Here is a 21,167-nt window from a genome sequence, read left to right on the forward strand (position 1 = left end):
CTCTCATCGCTGGCGGCTCTTCGGGTCCAGGGCGTCACGCACGGCGTCACCGAGCATGATGAAGCTCAACACCGTAAGGGACAGCGCCGCTGCCGGGTAGAGCATGATTTCCGGCCGGGTCCTGATCGATGCCTGCGCGCCGGCAATGTCATTGCCCCAGGACATGATGCTCTGGGGCAGACCGATACCCAGGAAGGACAGGGTGGCTTCGGCCACGATGAACACGCCCAGTTCCAGCGTCGCCAGGACGATGATCGGAGCCAAAGCGTTGGGCAGGACGTGGCGGATCAGTGCGCCGAACTTGGAGACCCCCAGCGCGCGGGCAGCGGTAACGAAGTCCGCGTTGCGTACTTCGATGACGGCTCCGCGGGTGATGCGGGCCATCTGCGGCCACGCCAGGAGCGAAATGACGAACACCACGGTCCACACGCTCTTGTTCTCCCGGAAAAGGGGCAGCTGCGTGATCACCAAGGCACCCAGGACCAGCGGCAGGGCGAAGAAGATGTCACCCAGGCGTGCGAGGACGGCGTCGACCCAGCCACCGTAGTAGCCGGCGAGGGCGCCGAGTGTCACACCGATCACCAGCACGCAGAGGACGGAAAGCAGGCCTACGGAAAGCGAGGCCTGCGTGCCGTGGATAACCCTGGAGTAGACGTCGCAGCCCTGGAAAGTGAAGCCGAACGGGTGCCCGGCCGTGGGGGCGCCTTCGGAATTGGCCAGCTCACAGCCCTCGTTGGGGGGCGTCGATGTGAACAGGCCCGGGAACAGCGCAACCACAATCAGGGCAAGGATGAGCAGTGCCGAGATGATGAACAGCGGACGACGCCGGAGCTTGCGCCAGGCATCGGCCCACAGGCTGAGCGGGGCTTGGTCCGCCTTCACGGCGTCAGTGGCCTGCAGCGGGGTCTCATCAATGGGGGCCACGAAGTGGCTGTTATTACTGGTCATAGCGGATCCTCGGGTCAAGCCAGGCGTACAAAAGATCGACAAGCAGGTTGGCCACCACGAACACCAGCACCAGCACGCTGACGATGGAGACGATGGTGGGGCCTTCACTGCGGAGGACAGCCTGGTAGAGCTTGTTGCCGACTCCGGGAACGTTGAAGATGCCTTCAGTAACAATGGCACCGCCCATGAGGCCGCCAAGGTTGGCGCCCAGGTAGGTCACTACCGGGATCAGTGAGTTGCGCAGGATGTGCGCCACCACTACCCGCGGCCGGGAAAGGCCCTTGGCGGTGGCTGTCCGCACGTAGTCGGCGTTCATGTTCTCGCTGACCGATGCACGGGTCAGGCGAAGGACATAGGCGAAGGACACGAGTCCAAGGACCACCGCCGGCAACAGCAGGGTGACCCAGTTGGCGTTGGCGCCCACGGTGGGTTTTGCCCAGCCAAGCTGCACGCCGAACACGAGCTGGAAGACGAAGCCCAGGACGAAGGTGGGGACTGCGATGACCACCAGCGAGGCGACCAGGACAGTGGAGTCGAACCAGCCACCACGGCGCAGGCCGGCGAAGACGCCGAAGGCAACGCCGAAGATGGCCTGGATGGCCAGTGCCTCAATGGCGAGCATCGCCGTCACCGGGAAGACGCGGGCGAGGCTGGCTGCAATCGGCTGCCCCGTGAAGTCATTGCCCAGGTTAAACGTGAAGAGGTTCTTGAGGAACAGTCCGTACTGGACCCAGAAAGGTTGGTCCAGGTTGTACTGGGTGCGCAGGGTGTCGATGACTGACTGCGGGGGCTGGCGGTCGCCGAACAGGGCCGCGATGGGATCGCCCGGCAGGGCGAACACCATGTAGTACACCAAGAGGGTAGTGCCGAGGAAAACAGGGATCACCTGGAGGAGTCGGCGCAGGATGAACCGGATCACAGGATCACCTGCCTTCCGGTAAAGGGGAAAACGCGTTCATGAATGCCTTCCTGCCGCTTGCAAGCCAATGGGGGCCCGGACGTGACCGGAACCCCCATCAGCCTTACGGCAAGTTAGATCTGGGACTACTTGGCGGTGATGCCGTAGTAGAGAATTTCACCGTTCCAGCCGGTTTCGGCCTTCGTGATGTTGTTGCTCCACACGATCGGACGTGCCTGGTCCCACAGCGGCAGGCCGGGCAGGTCCTGGAACAGGATCTCCTGCGCCTGGTTGAACTTGGCGTTTGCCTCGTCGGTGGTCTTGCTGGCAAGGCCTTCCTTGAGGAGCTTGTCGAACTCGGGGTTCGAGTACTTCTCGTAGTTCGACGGAGCGTCAGTGGCCCAAACCGGACCCAGGAAGTTGTAGAGCGACGGGTAGTCACCCTGCCAACCGGAGCGGGTCAGGCCCGGAAGCTGCTGGGACTTGCGCAGGTTCAGGACTTCGGCGAACTTGGCGAAGGGCTGGATTTCAGCCTGGATGCCGAGGTTGTTCTTGAAGCCGTTGGTTACGGCGTCGATCCATTCCTTGTTGCCGCCGTCGGTGTTGGAGGCAATCTGGAGCGGCTTGGAGTCGTCGTACGGCTTGATCTTGTTGGCCTGGTCCCACAGGTCCTTTGCCTTGGCGGCGTCGAACTTCAGGACTTCGCTGCCCTTGAGGCCTTCCTTGAAACCGTCGATGACCGGCGGCGCGAACGCCTTGGCCGGGGTACGGGTGCCGTTGAAGACCACCTTGGCGATTTCCTCGCGGTTGATGGCGTAGGACAGTGCCTGGCGGCGCAGCTTGCCGGCTTCACCCTGGAAGTTCGGGTTGTAACCGGGGATGTTCAGCGTGGAGTCGGTGGCAACAGCCTTGGTGGCATTGCGGTCCGGGAAATCGTTGACGTAGGTCTTCAGGGCGTTGGACGGCAGGACGTCGGTGATGTCCAGGTTGTCCGACTGCAGGTCCGTGTAAGCGGGGCCCGGATCGGTGTAGAACTTGAACGTCACGCCACCGTTCTTGGCGGGGCGGGTGCCGTTGTAGTCGGCGTTCTTGACCAGGGAGATGGACTGGTCGTGGACCCAGGAGCCCTGCTTCTCGAACTTGTAGGGACCGTTGCCCACGGGGTTCTCACCGTAGGACTTGGGGTCCTTCAGTGCTGCGGAGGGCATGGGGTAGAAGGCGGAGTAACCGAGGCGCAGGGACCAGTCGGCCTCAGGCTGGGCGAGCTTGACCGTGATGGTCGAGTCATCCGTCGCCTTCAGGCCCGACATCGTGTCGGCGGTCGGCGCGGGAGTGGTGGTCTTCTTGCCGTCCGCACCTGTCGAGGACGTTACCGCAGATACTTCCGGGTAGCCCTCGATTGACTCAAAGAAGAAGCCGTTCTGCTGCAGGTTCTTCGAGTTGGCGGCGAAGTTCCAGGAGTCGACGAAGGTCTTGGCCGTGATGGCCTCACCGTTGGTGAACTTCTGGCCCTGCTTGACCTTGATGGTCCAGTTCTGCGCGTCGGGAGACTCGATGGATTCGGCCAGCGCATTGACTGCCTTGCCGTTCGCGTCGTAGCTGCGGAGACCTTCGAAGAGCAGGTTGACGACGCGGCCGCCATAAACCTCTCCGGTGTTTGCCGGCAGCAACGGGTTTTGTGGCTCGTTGCTGTAGGCGGTGATGACCTTGTTCGGATCGCCGGCAGCATTGCTGGCACCCTCATTGCTGCCGCCGCCGCCGGTGCCGCATCCGGTCAGGGCAAGCGCGGCGATTGCCACGATGCCCAGTGCTTTGGAAGTGCGCGTAAAACGCATTCCGCCTCCTATGAGTTGTGGGAGAGATGTATAGGGGAATCTTGTGCTTCCCCGCAGGCCGAAGCAGCTCACCGCTGTGACGAAACCTACATATACGGGTTAGCCTAACCGCACAAAGTCCAGATACTGGTACTCCGTTGCCAAACCGTGACCGGCGCAGTCAAATGCCCCAGGCCACAGTGGATAGTTAGGCACGTCACATGCTACTCGCCAGTAAGCCAGACGGCGAATCGGCTGGCGCGGCTCCCCGCAAGGGCCGGAAGACCTAAAGGAAACGCGGCTGCGTCAGGACAGACGCCAGTCCCATACGTTCCACCACACACCGAGGGGGCCGGGACTGGTCTTCACGCCGGCCACCCTGGAGTTGAAGGCAGTTGTGCCGAGGGTTTGGTAGAGGGGCAGCCCGTAGGCGTCCTCCCAGACGTGCTTGTCGATCTCGGCCAGGAGCTCGTCCTGTTTGCCGAGATCCGTCGTGGCGGCGAGTTGTTCCATGATCTTGTCCGCGTCGCCGTCGGAATATCCCGTGAAGTTGCTGCCTGCCCCGGTGCGGAAAACCTGTGGCACCCTGCTGACGCCTCCCTCGGTCCCGATCCACCCTGAGAGGGCGGCCTCAAAGCCGCCCCGGCTCAACGCCGCGGGCCAGTCGGCGCTTGCCAGTCCGCCGTCGACCACCTTGAATCCCGCCAGCGCGGCTGAATCGCGGATCAAGCCGAATGCCCTGGCCCGGTTCGGGTTGTCGCGGTTGTAGAGGATGCGGATGCTGGGAGAGGCGCCCTTCAGGAGCTTCTTTGCACCATCGATGTCCACCTTGGCGTAGTCGGCGGACCCGTTGTTCTTCACGGTGTCGTCGTACTTCGGCTGGCCGGGGAGGAACACCTGCGAATCCAGCGGCTTGGTGTCCTGGGTTCCCACCACCGCATCCACGATCGCCTGCCGCGGCACAGTCTTCAGGAAGGCCTCCCTGACATCCTTGTCGGAGAACGTCCCGGTGAAGTTCAAATCAAGGTGGTCATAGCCGGACTGCTTGTAGCGTTGAACGGTGATGCCCTGGCTGGAGAGTCCGCTGAGGAGGCTGTCCGTTGAGGCCGAAGGCTGGGGCGAGATGATGTCTGCCTGGGCGCTGCGCAGGGCGTCGACTGCTGCCGGCACGGCCCCTGTGAACCTGACGTTGATTTCATCGAGCCAGGGTTCGGCGCCCCACACGTAGTCCCGGTTCCGGACCAGTTTCATGGAGACACCCGGCACGATGTCGCGGACAATGTAGGGGCCGCTGGAGAGGTACAGCGCGGGGTCATCGGGAATGGATTTCGCGTCGAACCCGGTGTTCCAGAAGTCACTGACCTTCTTGAGGGCCGGGTTGGAGGCCGGCTTTTCCGGGTTGCCCCGCGGCGTGTCCTTGAGGAGATTGACCAGGTCTTTTTCGTCGTTGAGTCCACTTTTTGCAGCAACGACGTGGGCTGGGAGTCCGACGTCGAACGCCACTTCCCAGTCAGCGTAGGGCGCGGCGTACTCAATGGTGATGGACCGTCCGTCCGAACCGATGTCGGGGAACAGGGTGCCCGCCAGGCCCGTGGTGTCCGAGGCGACGGAAAAGTATTTGGTGCCCTTCCCGGCAACAGGATCGACGTCGTCGAAATACCCCGATCCTGCAGCCCAGGCCAGCAGGAGGTCTGCCGCGCCGATCGGGGCCCCGTCTGACCACTTCACGCCCTCGTTGACCGTGTACTTCACCTTGAGCGGCTGGTCCGAGACCTTCTCGAAGTGCCCGAACTTGTCATTGCGGACCACTTTGGAGCTGTCGTCCAGGTAGTAGAAGCCGGAGTGCGTAATGGCACCGATCTTGGAGTTGATGTCGGTATTGCCGCCGGCGCTGTAGGGGTTGAACGAGGAGAACGCATTGACTTCTGCCACGGTGACGCTGCCGCCGCGCTTCGCCTCCCCCACCACCACCGAGGGGGCACTGGTGCCTGAGCAGCCTGAAAGAACCAGGGCAGCCGCCAACACGGCGATGAGCAACTGCATCAGACGCCGGACCGGCATGCCGCCTCCTTGTGTTTTCCCTCTCCGGAGGGGACGGGGTCGCCACGATCACGCCCTACAGACTCAGGATAAGCCGTCCGGCCGGTCAGACGTTGAAGCGGAACTCCACCACGTCGCCGTCGGCCATGACGTATTCCTTGCCTTCGATGCGGACCTTCCCGCGGGACTTTGCTTCAGCCATGGAGCCGGCCTCCACGAGGTCGCTGAAGGAGACCACCTCGGCTTTGATGAATCCGCGCTGGAAGTCGGAGTGGATGACGCCGGCGGCCTGCGGTGCCGTGTCCCCCTGCCGGATGGTCCAGGCCCGCGCTTCCTTGGGCCCGGCAGTGAGGTACGTTTGCAGCCCCAGGGTGTGGAAGCCGACGCGCGCCAGCTGGTCCAGGCCGGATTCGTCCTGGCCGTTCATCTCGAGCATCTCGCGGGCCTCTTCCTCGTCGAGTTCCACGAGGTCTGCTTCGAGCTTTGCGTCAAGGAAGATGCAGTCCGCGGGGGCCACCATGGCGCGCAGCTCCTCCTGCTTTTCCGGGCTGCCCAGGATGGCTTCATCCGCATTGAAAACGTAGATGAAGGGTTTGGCCGTCAGCAGCCCCAGCTCCTTGAGGTGCTCCATCTCCAGCTTGTCGCTCTTGATGGAGGAGTAGATGGTGTCACCCCGTTCCAGGACCGCTTGCGCGGCCTTGATGGCCGCAAGCTCGGCGGCCTCCCGCTTCTTGATCTTGACTTCCTTTTCGATCCGCGGGATGGCCTTTTCGATGGTCTGCAGGTCGGCGAGGATCAGCTCGGTGTTGATGGTTTCCATGTCCGAGCGGGGATCCACCTTGCCGTCGACGTGCACCACGTCGGGGTCATCGAAGACCCGGACAACCTCGGCGATGGCTTCAGCCTCGCGGATGTTGGCCAGGAACTGGTTGCCCAGCCCCTCCCCCTCCGACGCACCCTTGACGATGCCTGCGATGTCGACGAAGGACACGGCGGCAGGCAGGACACGCTGCGAGCCGAAGATCCCGGCGAGCTTCTGGAGCCTGGGGTCCGGGAGGTTCACTACACCGACGTTCGGTTCAATGGTGGCGAACGGGTAGTTCGCGGCCAGGACCTGGTTGCGGGTGAGCGCGTTGAAGAGGGTTGATTTGCCGACGTTGGGCAGTCCGACGATGCCAATAGTTAGAGCCACGAGCATTGATTCTACCCGTCCGGCCCCGGCAGCCCCTACCGGGGAATGTCATTGCCTTTGATTGTCAGAGGCCCGTGCAACAGTGAAGCCATGGATGCTTTTGCCTTGATTCTGGCCCTTCTCATGCTGCTGCTTGGTGCGCTTGCCGGCGCCGCGGCCACTTATTTCTCCCTGCGCAGGAACTCGCATGCCTTGGAGGCGGACTTTGACCAGGTGTCGTCCCGCCTTTCGGAGGTCACGGCGCAGCTGGCAGCGGCCGACGCCGAGCGGCGGCTTTTGGCGGTGCAGAACCGTGAGCTGGGCGAGGCCAGGACGCAGGACGGCAGTGTCCTGCGCGCCCTGGCCCCGGTGGCGGAGAAGCTGTCCGCTGTCCAGCAGCAGGTGGCGCTGCTGGAGCGGGACCGGGTGGAACAGTACGGCCAACTGGCGCAGCAGCTGCAGGAGGCAAGGCTTTCCGATGAACAGCTCATCCGGTCCACGCATGCCCTGGAATCGGCCCTGCGTTCCAACAGCGCCAGGGGCCAGTGGGGCGAGGTGCAGCTGCGGCGTGTAGTGGAGGCCGCGGGGATGCTGCGCCACGTGGACTTTGTGGAACAGGTGCACAGCGCCGGCCAGGACTCGGCTGTCCGCCCGGACCTGGTGGTGCAGTTGCCGGGCGACAAGCAGCTGGTGGTGGATGCCAAAGTCCCGTTGTCGTCCTACCTTGAGGCACAGGAACTGGGTGCGGTGGATCCGCGCGCCGGCCAGCCCTCCGGACTCCAGTCGGTAAGTGATGGGCGGAACCGGCAGGCGCTGCTGGCGGCGCATGCCAAGGCCCTGAGGGCGCACGTTGACGCATTGGGCACCAAGAAATACTGGGACATCCCGGGAAACTCTCCGGAACTGGTGGTCTGTTTCATTCCGGCCGAATCCATCCTGGCGGCGGCTCTGACTGCCGACGCCGGGCTCCTGGATTACGCGTTGTCCCGCAACGTGGTCCTTGCGTCGCCGAGCACCCTGCTGGCCGTGCTGAAGTCGGTGGCATTCACGTGGCGCCAGGACGTCCTGACGGACAGTGCACGTGAGTTGTTCGAGCTCGCGCGGCAGCTGTACGACCGGATGGGCACCCTGGGTGAAAACGTCACCAAACTGGGCTCTTCCCTCAAGTCTTCGGTGGACCGTTACAACGCCATGGTGGGCACCCTGGAAGCCAGGGTGCTGCCCACTGCCCGGAAGCTCAACACGCTCGAGGAGTCCGGCCTGGTGACACCTCCTGTTGTGGAGGTGACGCCGCGCTCGCTGGTGGCACCCGAACTCCAGGGCGACGGCGAAGCCGCCTGACAACGGGCCGCGGATGCAGGACGGGCCGGGCAGTCGTGTGACTGCCCGGCCCGTCTTTTACGTCTGGTTGGCGTCCGGCTGCTGATAATGCAGGGGACTCAGCTGCGGGGCCGGCGTCCGCCAAGGGCGCGGCTGACGTCGCCGGCCTGCTTCAGGGTTGCGCGGAGTTCCTTGGGCAGCGAGAACAGGAGGTCTTCCTCTGCCGTGACCACTTCCTCCACCGCGCCGTAGCCATAGTCTGCCAGGAGCCTGAGGACGTCCTGGACCAGGACTTCCGGAACCGAAGCCCCGGATGTGACGCCCACGGTAGCGACGCCCTCGAACCAGGCTTCGTCAACCTCGTTGGCGAAGTCCACCCGGTAGGAGGCTTTGGCGCCGTACTCAAGTGCCACCTCCACCAGGCGGACGGAGTTCGACGAGTTGGCCGAGCCCACCACGATCACCAGGTCCGCCTTGGGTGCGATCTTCTTGATGGCGACCTGGCGGTTGGTGGTGGCGTAGCAAATGTCATCGCTGGGCGGGTCCTGCAGGGTGGGGAACCGCTCCTTGAGCAGCCGGACGGTCTCCATGGTCTCGTCGACGCTCAGCGTGGTCTGCGAGAGCCAGATGACCTTCTCGGGGTCACGGACAGTTACCTTGTCCACTTCATGGGGACCGTTGATGATCTGGATGTGTTCCGGCGCTTCACCGGAGGTGCCTTCCACTTCCTCATGCCCGTCGTGGCCGATCAGGAGGATGTCGAAATCGTCCTTGGCGAAGCGGACGGCTTCCTTGTGCACTTTGGTAACCAGCGGACACGTGGCATCAATGGTGCGCAGGCCGCGCTCTTCGGCGGATTCGACCACTGCGGGGGAAACGCCGTGGGCGGAGAAAATCACCAGCGCGCCTTCGGGCACTTCGTCCGTCTCCTCCACGAAGATGGCGCCCTTTTCCTCCAGGGAGCTGACCACGTGGACGTTGTGGACGATCTGCTTGCGGACATACACGGGCGGCCCGTAGTGTTCCAGTGCCTTTTCGACGGCGATCACGGCCCGGTCAACGCCTGCACAGTAGCCACGGGGGGCAGCCAACAGCACCTTCTTGGTGCCGTTCACGGGGGCTGCCGCTGCTACGTCCTCAGGCGAGCGGCGCCTGCGTGGAATGGTTGGCATCGAGAGGGGTACAGCCGAGGTGGTCATCCCTCCATGCTACCGGCTGGCCCGCGCCCGTTTCCGGGATGCGAACAACGTCACAACGCCTGCTGCCATAAGAACGCCACCTGTCACCGTGGCCGCTGCGATCCACGTCTGGAAATCGGTGCCTGCGGCGGCCAGGAACTCGTCACGGAACATGTTGGCCACCGCATTGCCGGTGTCCGTGGCCTGGGCACGGGCCGAACCCAGCTGTAAGGCCAAGCCCCACGCCCCTGCAAGGGCCAGTCCGCCGAGTCCGGCTGCCAGCAGCACTGTCCAGCGGCGCCGTGCCGCGACGAGAGCCAGCAGGAACGCTATGGCTGAACCGATGGCCAGGATGTAGCCCATGGGTGCGTACGTGGCCAGCCGCTCGGTCCATTGCCGCTGAACGGGCTGGCCGACATTGATCAGCGTTTGCTCCGGAGGGTCGAGGGGAAGCCGGGTGGTGCGGGAGATCTCCTCCGAGCCGAGGGCAACCAACGGGGCGACGTCGAGGGTTAACGAGGATGCCGAGGCACCGCCCTGCGGACTGGCCGCCGGGTCGGCGAAACTTAGGCGGTGGCTCCGGCGGAGCGTCTCCTCCCACGCCGCCGGATAGCCGGGAAGCCCGGTCAGGGACTCCGCCGCCTTCTCGAGCATCGGCTGGACCAGCCCGGACAGGAAACCGGGGACAGATCCGGTATCGATCGTTCCCACCGCCGCCGCAGCGAGTTTCCTTTGGAAGTCTGAGTCCTTGCCGAGTGGAGCTGCAAGGCGGACAAACCCGTCTTCCTGGACAATGTTCCGGTCCACCCACATGGCGGGAACCGCAACGGCGGCCAGGAGGATGCCCAGCACGGTGGCGATGGCAGAGACAAAAGTGCGCACAACAGGTCCTTCGGGGTTGGGGGCCTTACCCCATCCTAGGCAGGGTGGAAGGGCCGTCCCTGTCAGTGCCCGGTGCTACACCTTATGGATAAGGTTGATTGACCGCCCACAACAGATGAAGGACCGCATGCCCGCAGCACCAGCAGCCTCCCAACGGCGTCCGCATGTCTGACCAGGCCTCCCTTCCGGGTGCGGCGCCCACTACCCTGCCGGCCACAGCGGCGGAAACCAGCCCGGACAACCCCTGGCCGCTGCAGCTGTTGTCGCAGAAGCTTAAGGCGCATATCGACCGCACCCCGTCGGCATGGGTGGAAGGCCAGGTCATCGAGCTGAACCGCCGCGGCACCAACGCCTACCTCACGCTTCGCGACGTGGACGCAGAGGTGTCCCTTCCCGCGTCGGTGTGGACCAAGGTGCTGGAACGGCAGAATCTGCCGCTGGAGCGCGGTTCACGGGTGGTGGCCCTGCTGAAACCGGAGTTCTGGTTGAAGACGGGCAGGCTCAACATGCTGGTGCGGGACATTCGGCCCGTGGGATTGGGCGACTTGCTGGCCAGGATCGAGCGGCTGCGCCAGGCGTTGGCGGCTGAGGGCTTGTTTGCCGACTCACGGAAGAAACCGCTGCCCCTGCTGCCTCACCGCATCGGCCTGATCACCGGGCGGGATTCGGACGCCAAGAAGGACATCCTGCGCAACGCAGCCCTGCGGTGGCCGGCGGTGGAGTTTGAGATCCGCGAGGTTGCTGTCCAGGGGAATACCGCCGTGGCCCAGGTGGTCCGCGCCCTGCGGGAACTGGACGCCCGGCCTGAGGTGGACGTCATTGTCATCGCCCGGGGCGGCGGGGCGCTGGAAGACCTCTTGCCGTTCAACAGCGAGGAACTGGTCCGGGCAGTGGCTGCCGCCGCCACGCCCGTGGTGAGTGCCATCGGGCATGAGGCCGACCGGCCGCTGCTGGATGATGTTGCAGACCTCCGGGCTTCCACCCCCACCGACGCCGCCAAGCGGATCGTTCCCGAAGTCTCGGAAGAACTCGCCGGCGTGCGCCAGGCGCGGGAACAACTGCGGCGGTGCATGGACCGGCTGGTGGACCGGGAGTCGGACCGGCTGGCGGCCCTGCATTCCCGGCCCGTCATGGCGGCACCCGAAGGAATGGTCTCCGTCCGGGCCGAGGAAATCGAGCGGCTGCTGCGGCGGTCCTCTGCGGCCGTGAGCTCCACCGTGGTGCGGGCAGCGGACCAGCTTGAACACCTGAAAGCCCAGGTCCGGGCCCTCTCGCCCCAAAAGACGCTTGACCGGGGGTACGCCGTCGTCGAACTGGCAGGCGACCAGGCCGCCCGGATCGCCCAGGCCGGCCACGCCGTTGTCCGCCGTCCTGCCGAAGCGCCGGCGGGGGCCGCCCTGTCCATCCGCGTGGCAGAGGGGCGCTTCGGAGCCACGTCTACCGGCACCATGTCCACCGGGGCCGGCGGGTCACAATCAGGAAACCCCGACCACCACCAGGAATTGGAAGAGAAGTCATGACCGAACAGAAACCTGAGTCCGACGTCGCAGCCCTGAGCTACGAGGAAGCGCGGGAGCAGCTCATAGCAGTGGTGGGCAGGCTGGAGGCAGGAGGGGCAAGCCTGGAGGAGTCCCTGGCCCTGTGGGAACGAGGTGAGGCGCTGGCGGTACGCTGCGAGGAGTGGCTGGAGGGCGCCCGGAAGCGGCTGGCTGCAGCCCGGGACCAGCCGCTTTAGGCAAACCCGGAAGCGGGGAAAACCAAACAGGGAAGCTGAAGCATGACCACGGCCAGGGCCGGCCCTCAGGAACGGGCCACCAGCTCCCGCTCGGCAGCTACGTCGAACTCGGCCTTGGGCCACTCCAGCTTCAGGCCGGACAAGGCGCCGAGCAGCAGCTGCTGGACCGCGATCCGGGCGAACCACTTCTTGTTGGCCGGAACAACATGCCATGGCGCGTTGGGCGTACTCGTTTCGTCGATGGCCGCCTGGTATGCGGCCATGTAGTCCTCCCAGTGGGCCCGCTCGTCCAGGTCTCCCCTGCTGTACTTCCAGTGCTTGGAAGGATCATCCAGCCGGGCCAGCAGCCTCTCCTTTTGCTCCGCACTGCTGATGTGGAGCATCACCTTGATGATCTTCGTCCCCGAGTCGGCCAGCCGTGTTTCAAACTCATTAATGGCCACGTAGCGCCGCTTGATCTCGTCCGGGGTGGCCCATCCGTGGACGCGATGGATGAGAACGTCCTCGTAGTGGGAGCGGTCGAACACACCCACCATTCCGGCCGCCGGCACTTCCTTTTCGATCCGCCACAGGAAGTCGTAGGACTTCTCCTCGTCGGTGGGCGCCTTGAATGCCTTGAACTGGACGCCCTGAGGGTTCATCGCCGCCATGACATGGCTGACGATTCCGCCCTTGCCGGCGGTGTCCATGGCCTGCAGGATCAACAGGATCCGCTTGGTCCCCCCGAACCGGGATTCGGCAAAGAGCTTTTCCTGCAACCCGGAAAGTTCGTCGTCCATCTCCGCCAGCAGCAGCCGGCCGTCAGCCTTGTTGCCGCTGTACCCGGGGGTCGAGTCCGGGTCCACTGCGGCAAGGGAAAACCCCTCCCCGGACCGAAGGGTTTCAGCAGGATGCTGGTCGAAGCCGACGACGCGGGCCATGGGAGTCCTTTCCGCAAGGTTGCACGGACCGGTGGGCCCGTGAGCACAGGCTAGTTCCCCTGGTACCTGGTTAGGAAGTCCCCCATCCGGCCGATGGCCTCTTCAATGTCCTTGACGTTGGGCAGCGTCACCATCCGGAAATGGTCGGGGCGCACCCAGTTGAAGGCACGGCCGTGGGACACCAGGATCTTCTGTTCCTTCAGGAGGTCAAGGACAAACTTTTCGTCGTCCCGGATGTGGTAGACCTCCGGGTCGAGCCGGGGAAAGAGGTAAAGGGCACCCCGGGCCTGCTGCGTGCTGACGCCCGGGATGGCGTTCAGCATGTCGTATGCCTTGTTGCGCTGCTCCAGCAGGCGGCCACCGGGGAGGATCAGGTCGTTGATGCTCTGGTAGCCGCCCAGCGCCGTCTGGATGGCGTGCTGGGCCGGGACGTTGGCGCACAGGCGCATATTGGCCAGGAGGTTGATGCCTTCGAGGTAGTCGGCGGCATCCTTCTTGGGCCCGGAGATGGCCATCCAGCCGGCCCGGTAGCCGCAGACGCGGTACGCCTTGGACAACCCGCTGAACGTCAGGCACAGGACGTCGTCACCGGTCAGTTTGGCGAGGTTCACATGGACGGCGTCCTCGTACAGGATCTTTTCGTAGATCTCGTCGGCAAAAATCACCAGGCCGTGCTTCTCGGCGAGGGCGACGATTTTCTTCAGCGTCTCTTCCGGGTAGACGGCGCCCGTGGGGTTGTTCGGGTTGATGACCACGATGCCCTTGGTGCGCGGCGTGATCTTCGCTTCCAGGTCGTCAAGGTCGGGCTGCCAGCCGGATTCCTCGTCGCAGAGGTAATGCACCGGCCTGCCGCTGGCCAGCGCCACGGACGCGGTCCACAACGGGTAGTCCGGCGTGGGGATGAGCACTTCATCGCCGTCGTCAAGAAGGGCCATGAGGGACATGGTGATGAGCTCGCTGACACCGTTGCCCAGGTAGATGTCATCCACGTGGATATTCTGGATCCCGCGGGTCTGGTAGTACTGCGAGACGGCGGTGCGTGCCGAAAAGATGCCGCGGGAGTCGCTGTAGCCCTGGGCATGGGGCAGGTGGCGGATCATGTCCACCAGGATGGCGTCCGGCGCCTCGAAGCCAAACGGCGCCGGGTTGCCGATGTTCAGTTTGAGGATTCGATGGCCCTCCGCCTCCATCTGCTGGGCGGCCTGCAGGATCGGTCCACGGATGTCATAGAGGACGTTGTTGAGCTTCGTGGACTGCCTGAATTCTGCCATCCCTCAAATATGCCACAGGAAGGATGCATCCCCGTTGAGACGTCCACCACACGGCCGACGGCGGCTGCCGGGCCCCCGCAGGTCCGGCAGCCGCCGTCGTTAATCACCAGTCCGTACCCTGCCCGTGCGGACAGGGAACCGATTTACTTGACGATGCCCTTGTCCTTCAGCCAGGCGGTCGCTGCCGCCTTGGCGTCCTGCTTCTGGCTGCCGCTGACTGCCCGGTTGAGGTTGATCAGGTCATCCGTCGTGAGCGTGCTGGACACGGAGTTGAGCGCCTGCTTGGCCTTGTCTGTCATCTTGGCCTTGTTGTACAGCGGCAGGACCTGCTGGGCGATGAAGTTGTTCTTCGGGTCCTCCAGCACCACCAGGTCGTTGTCCGCGATGGACGGCGTGGTGGTGTAGATGTCGGCCACCTGCACCTGGTTCTCCAGCAGCGCCTTGAGCGTCACCGGGCCGCCGCCGTCGCTGAAGGGCTCCAGCTTCTTGGGGACGCAGTTGTAATTCTTCTTCAGTCCGGGCAGGCCGTACGCGCGCTCGGCGAACGTGGCCGGAGCCCCCACTACGATCTCGCTGCAGACCTTGGCCAGGTCCTCGATGGACTTCAACTGGTACTTCTCCGCCGTTGCCTTGGTGACCACCATGGCGTCCTTGTCCTCGGCCTTGGACACGTCCAGCACGCCGAGTCCGTCCGGCAGCTTGCCGGGCAGTGCCTTGGCGATGTCACCGGCGGAGACCTCCTTGGCTTCCTTGTCCACGTACAGCAGCAGGTTGCCGCTGTAGTCCGGCACCACGTCCACCGAGCCGTCCTGGACGGCCTTGAAGTAGACCTCGCGGGAGCCGATGTTCGGCTTGGTGGTGGCGGTGATGCCGTTGGCGTTCAATGCACCGGCATACAGCTCGGCGATGATCTGGCTCTCCGGGAAGTCGGCTGAACCCACCACGAGGGAGGTCGCCCCGCCCGATGCACTGCCGCTGGTGGCCGGCGGGTTCTTCAGCGGATCGGACGACCCCCCGCAGGCGGACAATGCCACTGCCAGGCCAAGCCCGGCGGCCAAACCGCTGAACGCCCGCCTTCCGAGGCGCTGGGGACGGCTATCTTTCATGACTTACCTCCTTGAACAACAGTCTCCGCAACAACGGGGTCTGTGAGATCAACCGCAGCCTCATGGCTGCGGTAGGACAGCTTCGAGGCCCCTTGGGTCAGGAACAGCCTCTGGAACAGGGACAGGACAAGGTCGACGGCGATCGCCAGCGCCGCGATGAGGAGGGAACCTCCCAGCATCTGGGGGAAGTCACTAAGGACAAGGCCGTCGAAGAGATAGCGGCCCAGGCCACCTAGGTTGATGTAGGCAACGACGGAGACGGTGGCGATCACCTGCAGCACGCCGGTCCGGAAACCGCCGAACATGACGGTGAGTGCGTTGGGCAGCTCGGCCCGGAACAGGACCTGCAGTTCAGTCATTCCCATGGCCCGGGCCGCGTCCACCACATTCCGGTCCACGCTGGAGATGCCGGCATACGTCCCGGCCAGCAGCGGGGGCACGGTGAGGATCACCAGCGCCCAGATGGGAGGCATCAGCCCGATGCCGGCCAGCAGAACGAACAGGATGAGCAGGCCCAGGGTGGGCAGCGCGCGCAGGGCTCCGGCCAGGGCGACGACTGCCACCCGTCCCCTTCCCGTGTGGCCGACAAACAGCCCGACGGGAACGGCGATGGCAGTGGCGATCAGCATGACGAGTCCGGTGTACTGCAGATGCTCCAACATCCGGGCGGGGATGCCCATGCTTCCGGACCAGTGCAGGGGGTCGGAAAGCCAGGCGAAGGTATCTGAAAAGACGTTGCTCACGCTGCTTCTCCCGCCAGGGTGGCGCGCTCCGCAGCGGCGGCCGCAGTGCCGCCTTCATCCCTGCGGCCCCGCCGCGTTCCTGCCCGTTCCCACGGAGTGAGGATGCGTTCCAGCAGGACGAGGACGGCATCCATCAGCAGCGCGAGGATCAGGATGGCGACGATCCCCACCACCACCTCGGTGACGAAGTCGCGCTGGAGGCCATCGGTGAAGAGCATGCCCAGGTTGCCGACACCCAGCAGGGCGGCGACGCTCACCAGCGAGATGTTGCTGACGGACACCACCCGCAGCCCGGCGAACAGGACCGGCAGGGAGAGCGGCAGGTCCACCTGCAGGAACCGGGCCAGCGGCTTGAAGCCCATGGCCTGCGCGGCCTGGCTGACGTCTGCGTCCACGGAATCGAAGGCATCCAGGGCGGCGCGCACCAGCAGTGCCACGGCATAGATGGTCAGGGCCACCACCACGTTGAGGGGATCCAGGATCCGGGTGCCCAGGATGGTGGGCAGGATGATGAACAGCGCCAGCGAGGGGATGGTGTACAGGAGAGAGGAAGCCGTCAGGACCACGGAGCGGAGTGCACTGTTCTGCCGTGCCAACTGCGCCAGCGGAATGGAAATCAGCAGGCCCAGGGCCATGGGAACGAGTGCCAGCACCAGGTGCTGGCCGCCGCGTTCCAGGATCATGCCGGTGTTGGCCAGGAACCATTCCATCAGAGGGCAGCCTGCCGCAACTGGCGCGCCTCTTCGATCAGCGCCAGGACCTCACCGCCGCGGACCACGCCCAATACCGTGCCATCGGTATCAACGGCGACACCGAGGCCCGACGGGGACGACAGGGCCGCGTCAAGGGCCCGCCGCAGGCTCTCTCCCGGACGGAACAGCGACCCACCCGGAACGAGCTCGGTCTCGGTCCCTGGTGCCGACCATCCCAGGGGATGTTTGTCCGCATCCACCACCAACTGCCAGCCACCGGCAGCACTGGCATCAGACTCATATCCGTCCGGAGAGCGGACGATCGTGGGCACGGGATGGATGGCCACGCCGTCGGACGGCGTGAAGCCCAGGTGGCGGAAGCCGCGGTCCCGCCCCACGAAGGATGCGACGAAGTTGTTGGCCGGCGCCCGCAGGATTTCCTCCGGGGTGGCGTACTGGGCCAGCTTGCCGCCGGTGGCAAAGACGGCGACCTTGTCGCCCAGGATGGTGGCCTCGTCGATGTCGTGGGTTACGAACACGATGGTCTTGGCCAGGTCCTTCTGGAGGCGCAGCAGTTCCTGCTGGAGTTCGTCCCGGACAACGGGGTCCACGGCGCTGAACGGCTCATCCATGAGGAGAACAGGCGGATCTGCGGCGAGCGCGCGTGCAACGCCAACGCGCTGCTGCTGGCCGCCGGACAGCTGGGACGGGTACCGCTTGCCCAGGGAGTGCGCCAGGCCCACCACGTCCAGGAGCTCCTCTGCGCGCTTCCGGGCGTCAGCTTTGGAGACGCCGTTCAGCCGTGGAACGGTGGCGATGTTGTCGAGGACCGAGCGGTGCGGCAGCAACCCTGCCGACTGCATGACGTAGCCCATGGAGCGGCGCAGTTCGGCCGCCGGCACCGTGGTGACATCCCGGCCGTCCACGGTGATGGTCCCTGACGTGGGTTCCACCATGCGGTTGATCATCCTGAGCGATGTTGTTTTACCGCAGCCGGAAGGACCCACGAAGACCGTCACAGTGCCTTTGGCAATGGACATGGACAGCCCGTCCACCGCCGGCTGGCCGCCCGGGTACTGCTTGGTAACGCTCTGGAACTCGATCATCGCCTGGTCCATGGTGCGGACTTACCTGTTCTCTTGGACGGGCTGTTGTCAGCACCGCGACATTGCCATCAGCACGCTGATAGTTACGGTAACCCAAACGGGGGCCGGCTTCAGCAGATGAGGCCCTAATCCCCGCAAAGGAATCCCTACTGTAATCATTCGGTACCCCGCTTGGCGTGGATGGGTAGCCGAAGCCGGGCGGGCCTAAAGTGGAGGCGTGACCAACTTGGAAGTTTCACCCCAGCAGGAAGTTTGTCCGCCCGCACCTGCCGGAGGCACGTCGGGCCCGTGCCTGCAGCTGTGGCCCGAACGTGAGGTGCCCCTGGGCGGGGTGCGCGCCATGAACGTCAAGCGCACCCTGCCCCAGCGCGGACTGCCCACCATCGGCGCGTGGTGCTTCCTGGACAGCTTCGGGCCGGACCGTACCGCCATGTCTGTCCTCCCCCATCCCCATATCGGGCTGCAGACGGTGACGTGGCCGCTGGCTGGGCACATCCGACACCGGGACAGCGTTGGCAGCGACGTGGTAGTGCGCCCCGGGGAGCTGAATATCATGACGGCGGGGCACGGGGTCTCGCACTCTGAATTCGCCGTGCTTCCAGACGGCGGGGAGTTGCCGCTGCAGCGGGGCCTGCAGCTCTGGGTGGCCCTTCCCGACGGGGAGAGAAACCGGGAGCCGGCGTTCGAACAGCACCGGGAACTGCCGCGCGTCGCCGGCCACGGCTTCACCGCCACCGTCATGGTGGGTGGGTTTGCGGGCGTCGTGTCCCCCGCGACGATGTTTTCGCCGATCGTTGGCGCGGACGTTTCCTGCGAAGGGGACGCGGTACTGCCACTGGACCCCGCCTTTGAGCACGGCATCCTGGTGCTCGACGGCGGCCTGGCGGTGGACGGGCAGGACCTGCCGGCGGGGCCGCTGGGCTACTTGGGCACCGGCCGAAGCGAACTCCGGATGGAGGCCCGCCCCGGCACGCGGTTCCTGCTGATTGGCGGTGAGCCGTTCGGTGAAGAACTGCTGATGTGGTGGAACTTTGTGGGCCGCACCCACGACGAAGTGGAGCAGGCCCGGGAGGACTGGGAAGCGCAGGCCGGGCTGCCGGATGCCGAAACGGCTGCGGCCAGGTATGGACTGGTGCCAGGCCACGGTCCGGAGGCCGGGGCGGAGGCCGGCCGCATTCCCGCTCCCCCGCTGCCCGGCGTGCGGTTGACGCCCCGTAAGCGCGCCGTCGACTAAGCGCGCCGCCTGGCCCGCTGACGGGCAAGCGCGGTTTGGTTCCTGTCGGCCGTCAGGCCGGTTCGGCCAGGAGTTGCAGGACGCCGAACACCGGTTCCTGGTCCAGGACCCTCACGTCAGTGATGCCGCCTGCTTCGAGGTTCCGGCGGAATGACTCCTGCAGCGGTGCCACGTTCATGCCCAGGCCGCCGCCCAGGATCACCGGACCTTCAATTTTCAGCTGGCCCAGCACCTGCCCGGCCAAGGCGGCAAGGTCGCGGCCGGCCTGCTCCAGCAGGGCTGCACTGTCCTGGTGCCCGGCAGCGGCCGCTTCCACGACATGCCTGGCCTGCTGGGCCCAAAAGCGCCGTCCCGTGTCCGGGGAATGGAACAGCGCAATCAGCTTGTTGGGGTGGTCCAGGCCGCAGGATGCCAGGAGGGATGCCGTGAGCTGGTCAATCGGCAGGCCCTGGTTCATCCTGCGCAGGCTGTGCCGGACCGCTTCCCTGCCCAGCCAGTAACCGCTGCCCTCATCCCCCAGCAGGTAGCCCCATCCGCCCGCCCGGGCCTCGCCGCCGTCGGCGTTGCGTCCCCAGGCAGCCGAGCCGGTACCTGCAATGACCGCAACTCCCGTACTGGCACGGCCCGCGGCCAGCAGCAGGCGGGAGTCGTGGACAACGGTGATGCGGGCCTCCGGGACGAGTGGCTGGATCAGGGCCGCCAGGGCGGCGGCGTCCTCGTCGGTATCGATTCCGCCGGACCCTGCGTACACCCGGTCCACGCGGCCGCCACCGATCCTGGCGAAAAGCTCCGCCAGGTTCCGTGCTGCCTGGTCGCGGCTGACGTTCTGGACGTTGGAGCTCCCCGCCGCATCGTCCGCGACGGGCACTCCGTCTTCAAAGCGGATGCCGTGTGTCTTGGTGCCGCCGATGTCCAGGCCGATCGTGACGCCGTGCAGTGGGTTGCCTGGCGAGTCCGTGGCGTGCTGGTCGGGACTGGTGGAGGGGTTCTGGGTGTTCGTCACGTCACAAGGGTACTTGCGTGGCCTGGCTTTGGGGCGCCGCGCCTGCCTTCCGCGGAGGCGCGGCCGCCACCCGCCGTCGTCATCCGGTTCCCCGGGTCAGCGGCCCGCCCTGGTGACCAGCCCGGCCAACAAGCGTGGCCCCTGGGCCACCACCAGCTCGCGGAAGAGCCTGGCGGGAACGGGTTCGGTTTCGGGTTTCCGGCGCCGCCAGCTCACTCCGACTTCCCGGAAGGCCAGCTCCGAGTCCAGCGGCACCTCCACCCAGCCGAGGTCTCCGGTTTCCGGGCGCAGCGTCCTGCCGGGGGCGTCGCCGCCGGGCGGCAGGATGCTGACGCCCAGGCCTGCCGAGACCAGTCCGCGGACCGTGTGTGAATCCTGGCTCTCGAAGGCGATCCGCGGCCGGTATCCCGCCTCGCGGAACAGGGCGTCCGTCAGCGAACGCAGCCCGTATCCGGTTCCCAGCGCCACGAACGGTTCCGTCCGGATATCGGCCAGCCGGGCCATCCGCTGCCTGGCCAGGGGATGGGCGTGATGCACCACCAGCCGGAGCGGTTCCCGGTACAGCGGGGCCGAATCGAGGGTTTTGCCCGCCGGCGCCACGGGAGCGGTGAGGGCCAGGTCCGCTTCCCCGGATGACAGCTCTTCAAGGCATGCGCTCCGGGCGCCCTGGCTGAGCCGGAACCCGGTCCCGGGATGCCGGGCACGGAAGGCGCTGATCAGCAGGGGCAGGGTAGCCTCGCCGAAGGTGTGCTGGAAAGACAGGGACACGGTGCCCCTGACCAGTTCGGACTCGTTCCGGACCAGGTCCAGGCCGGCCTGGAACTCCGCGAGCGCCTGCTCGATGTAGGGCAGCAGGGTGCGGGCTGCGGGCGTCAGGCGGACACCGCGGCCGTCCCGGACCAGGAGTTCGGTGCCGACGGCGGCGCTGGCCCTTGCCACTGCCCTGCTCACCGTCGATTGGGGTAATCCGAGGAGTTCGGCCGTCTCCGTGACGTGTTCGGTCCGTCCCAGCTCGGCGAGTACCGGCATGAGGGGCAGAAGTTGGGCCAATTGTTTCCGGTCCGGTTCCATGGCTGCTCCCTTGCCGGTTCCCGAGCTTTCCCGAA

At 65.4% G+C, this 21,167-nt stretch carries 19 protein-coding genes; 4 read left to right on the top strand and 15 right to left on the bottom strand.

The genetic code is table 11. The annotated features are described in order from the left end of the window. Window positions 1–3 precede the first annotated feature (3 nt). The 5 genes from LDO14_RS13765 to ychF all read right to left on the bottom strand — a co-directional run bounded on the left by LDO14_RS13765 (window position 4) and on the right by ychF (window position 6,892). Complete coding sequence (locus tag LDO14_RS13765) at window positions 4–948, bottom strand: ABC transporter permease (protein WP_223992178.1); 945 nt, start codon at window positions 946–948, stop codon at window positions 4–6. Beyond that, entirely contained in the window at window positions 938–1,867 is a 930-nt protein-coding gene (locus LDO14_RS13770; protein ID WP_141181986.1) for an ABC transporter permease, read from the bottom strand. The genes LDO14_RS13765 and LDO14_RS13770 overlap by 11 nt, the downstream gene beginning before the upstream one ends. A 125-nt stretch (window positions 1,868–1,992) precedes the next feature. Further along, window positions 1,993–3,681 carry an ABC transporter substrate-binding protein gene (locus LDO14_RS13775; RefSeq protein WP_223992180.1) on the bottom strand — a complete coding sequence of 563 codons (1,689 nt, stop codon included), beginning with the start codon at window positions 3,679–3,681 and terminating at the stop codon, window positions 1,993–1,995. 285 nt (window positions 3,682–3,966) lie between these two features. After that, window positions 3,967–5,721: an ABC transporter family substrate-binding protein gene (locus LDO14_RS13780; RefSeq protein ID WP_223992182.1), complete on the bottom strand. Its 1,755-nt coding sequence runs from the start codon at window positions 5,719–5,721 to the stop codon at window positions 3,967–3,969. Between the two features lie 85 nt (window positions 5,722–5,806). After that, window positions 5,807–6,892 (bottom strand): redox-regulated ATPase YchF, encoded by a 1,086-nt coding sequence (gene ychF, locus LDO14_RS13785; protein WP_223992185.1) that lies wholly within the window; start codon window positions 6,890–6,892, stop codon window positions 5,807–5,809. A gap of 90 nt (window positions 6,893–6,982) precedes the next feature. Between ychF and LDO14_RS13790 the strand changes: the two genes are divergently transcribed. Next, window positions 6,983–8,212 (top strand): DNA recombination protein RmuC, encoded by a 1,230-nt coding sequence (locus tag LDO14_RS13790; protein ID WP_018769255.1) that lies wholly within the window; start codon window positions 6,983–6,985, stop codon window positions 8,210–8,212. Between the two features lie 98 nt (window positions 8,213–8,310). Here the strand turns inward: LDO14_RS13790 and LDO14_RS13795 are convergent, their stop codons facing one another. Together LDO14_RS13795 and LDO14_RS13800 are read right to left on the bottom strand one after the other, a co-directional pair. After that, window positions 8,311–9,390, bottom strand: a complete 1,080-nt coding sequence (locus LDO14_RS13795; protein WP_026265762.1) for a 4-hydroxy-3-methylbut-2-enyl diphosphate reductase — start codon at window positions 9,388–9,390, stop codon at window positions 8,311–8,313. Between the two features lie 9 nt (window positions 9,391–9,399). Next, on the bottom strand, window positions 9,400–10,251 hold the full coding sequence (locus LDO14_RS13800) for a hypothetical protein (RefSeq protein WP_018769253.1): 852 nt from the start codon (window positions 10,249–10,251) through the stop codon (window positions 9,400–9,402). A 164-nt stretch (window positions 10,252–10,415) separates the two neighbouring features. On the opposite strand from LDO14_RS13800, the gene xseA reads away from it, so the two are divergent. After that, window positions 10,416–11,771, top strand: coding sequence for an exodeoxyribonuclease VII large subunit (xseA, locus tag LDO14_RS13805; protein ID WP_056394115.1), 1,356 nt, complete (start codon window positions 10,416–10,418; stop codon window positions 11,769–11,771). Then, window positions 11,768–11,986, top strand: a complete 219-nt coding sequence (locus LDO14_RS13810; protein WP_018769251.1) for an exodeoxyribonuclease VII small subunit — start codon at window positions 11,768–11,770, stop codon at window positions 11,984–11,986. The genes xseA and LDO14_RS13810 overlap by 4 nt, the downstream gene beginning before the upstream one ends. A 65-nt stretch (window positions 11,987–12,051) precedes the next feature. Here the strand turns inward: LDO14_RS13810 and LDO14_RS13815 are convergent, their stop codons facing one another. The 6 genes from LDO14_RS13815 to LDO14_RS13840 all read right to left on the bottom strand — a co-directional run bounded on the left by LDO14_RS13815 (window position 12,052) and on the right by LDO14_RS13840 (window position 17,836). Further along, entirely contained in the window at window positions 12,052–12,906 is an 855-nt protein-coding gene (locus tag LDO14_RS13815) for a polyphosphate kinase 2 family protein (RefSeq protein ID WP_134163752.1), read from the bottom strand. Window positions 12,907–12,956: 50 nt separating this feature from the next. Further along, a complete protein-coding gene (locus LDO14_RS13820; protein ID WP_134163751.1) occupies window positions 12,957–14,177 on the bottom strand; it encodes a pyridoxal phosphate-dependent aminotransferase in 1,221 nt (406 codons plus the stop codon). Between the two features lie 143 nt (window positions 14,178–14,320). Further along, entirely contained in the window at window positions 14,321–15,283 is a 963-nt protein-coding gene (locus LDO14_RS13825; RefSeq protein ID WP_056394123.1) for an ABC transporter substrate-binding protein, read from the bottom strand. After that, complete coding sequence (locus tag LDO14_RS13830; RefSeq protein ID WP_134163750.1) at window positions 15,280–16,026, bottom strand: ABC transporter permease; 747 nt, start codon at window positions 16,024–16,026, stop codon at window positions 15,280–15,282. The genes LDO14_RS13825 and LDO14_RS13830 overlap by 4 nt, the downstream gene beginning before the upstream one ends. Beyond that, entirely contained in the window at window positions 16,023–16,736 is a 714-nt protein-coding gene (locus tag LDO14_RS13835) for an ABC transporter permease (protein ID WP_223992188.1), read from the bottom strand. Before LDO14_RS13835 ends, LDO14_RS13830 begins: the two co-directional genes overlap by 4 nt. After that, entirely contained in the window at window positions 16,736–17,836 is a 1,101-nt protein-coding gene (locus tag LDO14_RS13840) for an ATP-binding cassette domain-containing protein (protein WP_134163749.1), read from the bottom strand. Before LDO14_RS13840 ends, LDO14_RS13835 begins: the two co-directional genes overlap by 1 nt. A 205-nt stretch (window positions 17,837–18,041) precedes the next feature. Between LDO14_RS13840 and LDO14_RS13845 the strand changes: the two genes are divergently transcribed. Next, a complete protein-coding gene (locus LDO14_RS13845) occupies window positions 18,042–19,058 on the top strand; it encodes a pirin family protein (RefSeq protein ID WP_018769244.1) in 1,017 nt (338 codons plus the stop codon). Window positions 19,059–19,110: 52 nt separating this feature from the next. Here LDO14_RS13845 and LDO14_RS13850 read toward each other — a convergent pair whose 3' ends face one another. Both LDO14_RS13850 and LDO14_RS13855 read right to left on the bottom strand, forming a co-directional pair. Beyond that, the gene (locus tag LDO14_RS13850) at window positions 19,111–20,061 is read right to left on the bottom strand and encodes a BadF/BadG/BcrA/BcrD ATPase family protein (RefSeq protein WP_056394132.1); all 951 of its coding nucleotides are present in this window, start codon (window positions 20,059–20,061) and stop codon (window positions 19,111–19,113) included. Between the two features lie 96 nt (window positions 20,062–20,157). Beyond that, window positions 20,158–21,132 carry a LysR family transcriptional regulator gene (locus LDO14_RS13855; protein ID WP_018769242.1) on the bottom strand — a complete coding sequence of 325 codons (975 nt, stop codon included), beginning with the start codon at window positions 21,130–21,132 and terminating at the stop codon, window positions 20,158–20,160. Window positions 21,133–21,167: the final 35 nt, after the last annotated feature.

The sequence above is a fragment of the Arthrobacter sp. NicSoilB11 genome (assembly GCF_019977375.1).
Taxonomy (GTDB): Bacteria; Actinomycetota; Actinomycetes; order Actinomycetales; family Micrococcaceae; genus Arthrobacter.

Excerpts from the sequence above, each read along its gene's own strand:
- LDO14_RS13765 (WP_223992178.1), bottom strand. The coding sequence starts at position 948 with ATGACCAGTAATAACAGCCACTTCGTGGCCCCCATTGATGAGACCCCG.
- LDO14_RS13775 (WP_223992180.1), bottom strand. The coding sequence starts at position 3,681 with ATGCGTTTTACGCGCACTTCCAAAGCACTGGGCATCGTGGCAATCGCC.
- LDO14_RS13780 (WP_223992182.1), bottom strand. The coding sequence starts at position 5,721 with ATGCCGGTCCGGCGTCTGATGCAGTTGCTCATCGCCGTGTTGGCGGCT.
- LDO14_RS13790 (WP_018769255.1), top strand. The coding sequence starts at position 6,983 with ATGGATGCTTTTGCCTTGATTCTGGCCCTTCTCATGCTGCTGCTTGGT.
- LDO14_RS13795 (WP_026265762.1), bottom strand. The coding sequence starts at position 9,390 with ATGACCACCTCGGCTGTACCCCTCTCGATGCCAACCATTCCACGCAGG.
- xseA (WP_056394115.1), top strand. The coding sequence starts at position 10,416 with ATGTCTGACCAGGCCTCCCTTCCGGGTGCGGCGCCCACTACCCTGCCG.
- LDO14_RS13810 (WP_018769251.1), top strand. The coding sequence starts at position 11,768 with ATGACCGAACAGAAACCTGAGTCCGACGTCGCAGCCCTGAGCTACGAG.
- LDO14_RS13815 (WP_134163752.1), bottom strand. The coding sequence starts at position 12,906 with ATGGCCCGCGTCGTCGGCTTCGACCAGCATCCTGCTGAAACCCTTCGG.
- LDO14_RS13820 (WP_134163751.1), bottom strand. The coding sequence starts at position 14,177 with ATGGCAGAATTCAGGCAGTCCACGAAGCTCAACAACGTCCTCTATGAC.
- LDO14_RS13825 (WP_056394123.1), bottom strand. The coding sequence starts at position 15,283 with ATGAAAGATAGCCGTCCCCAGCGCCTCGGAAGGCGGGCGTTCAGCGGT.
- LDO14_RS13835 (WP_223992188.1), bottom strand. The coding sequence starts at position 16,736 with ATGGAATGGTTCCTGGCCAACACCGGCATGATCCTGGAACGCGGCGGC.
- LDO14_RS13840 (WP_134163749.1), bottom strand. The coding sequence starts at position 17,836 with ATGGACCAGGCGATGATCGAGTTCCAGAGCGTTACCAAGCAGTACCCG.
- LDO14_RS13855 (WP_018769242.1), bottom strand. The coding sequence starts at position 21,132 with ATGGAACCGGACCGGAAACAATTGGCCCAACTTCTGCCCCTCATGCCG.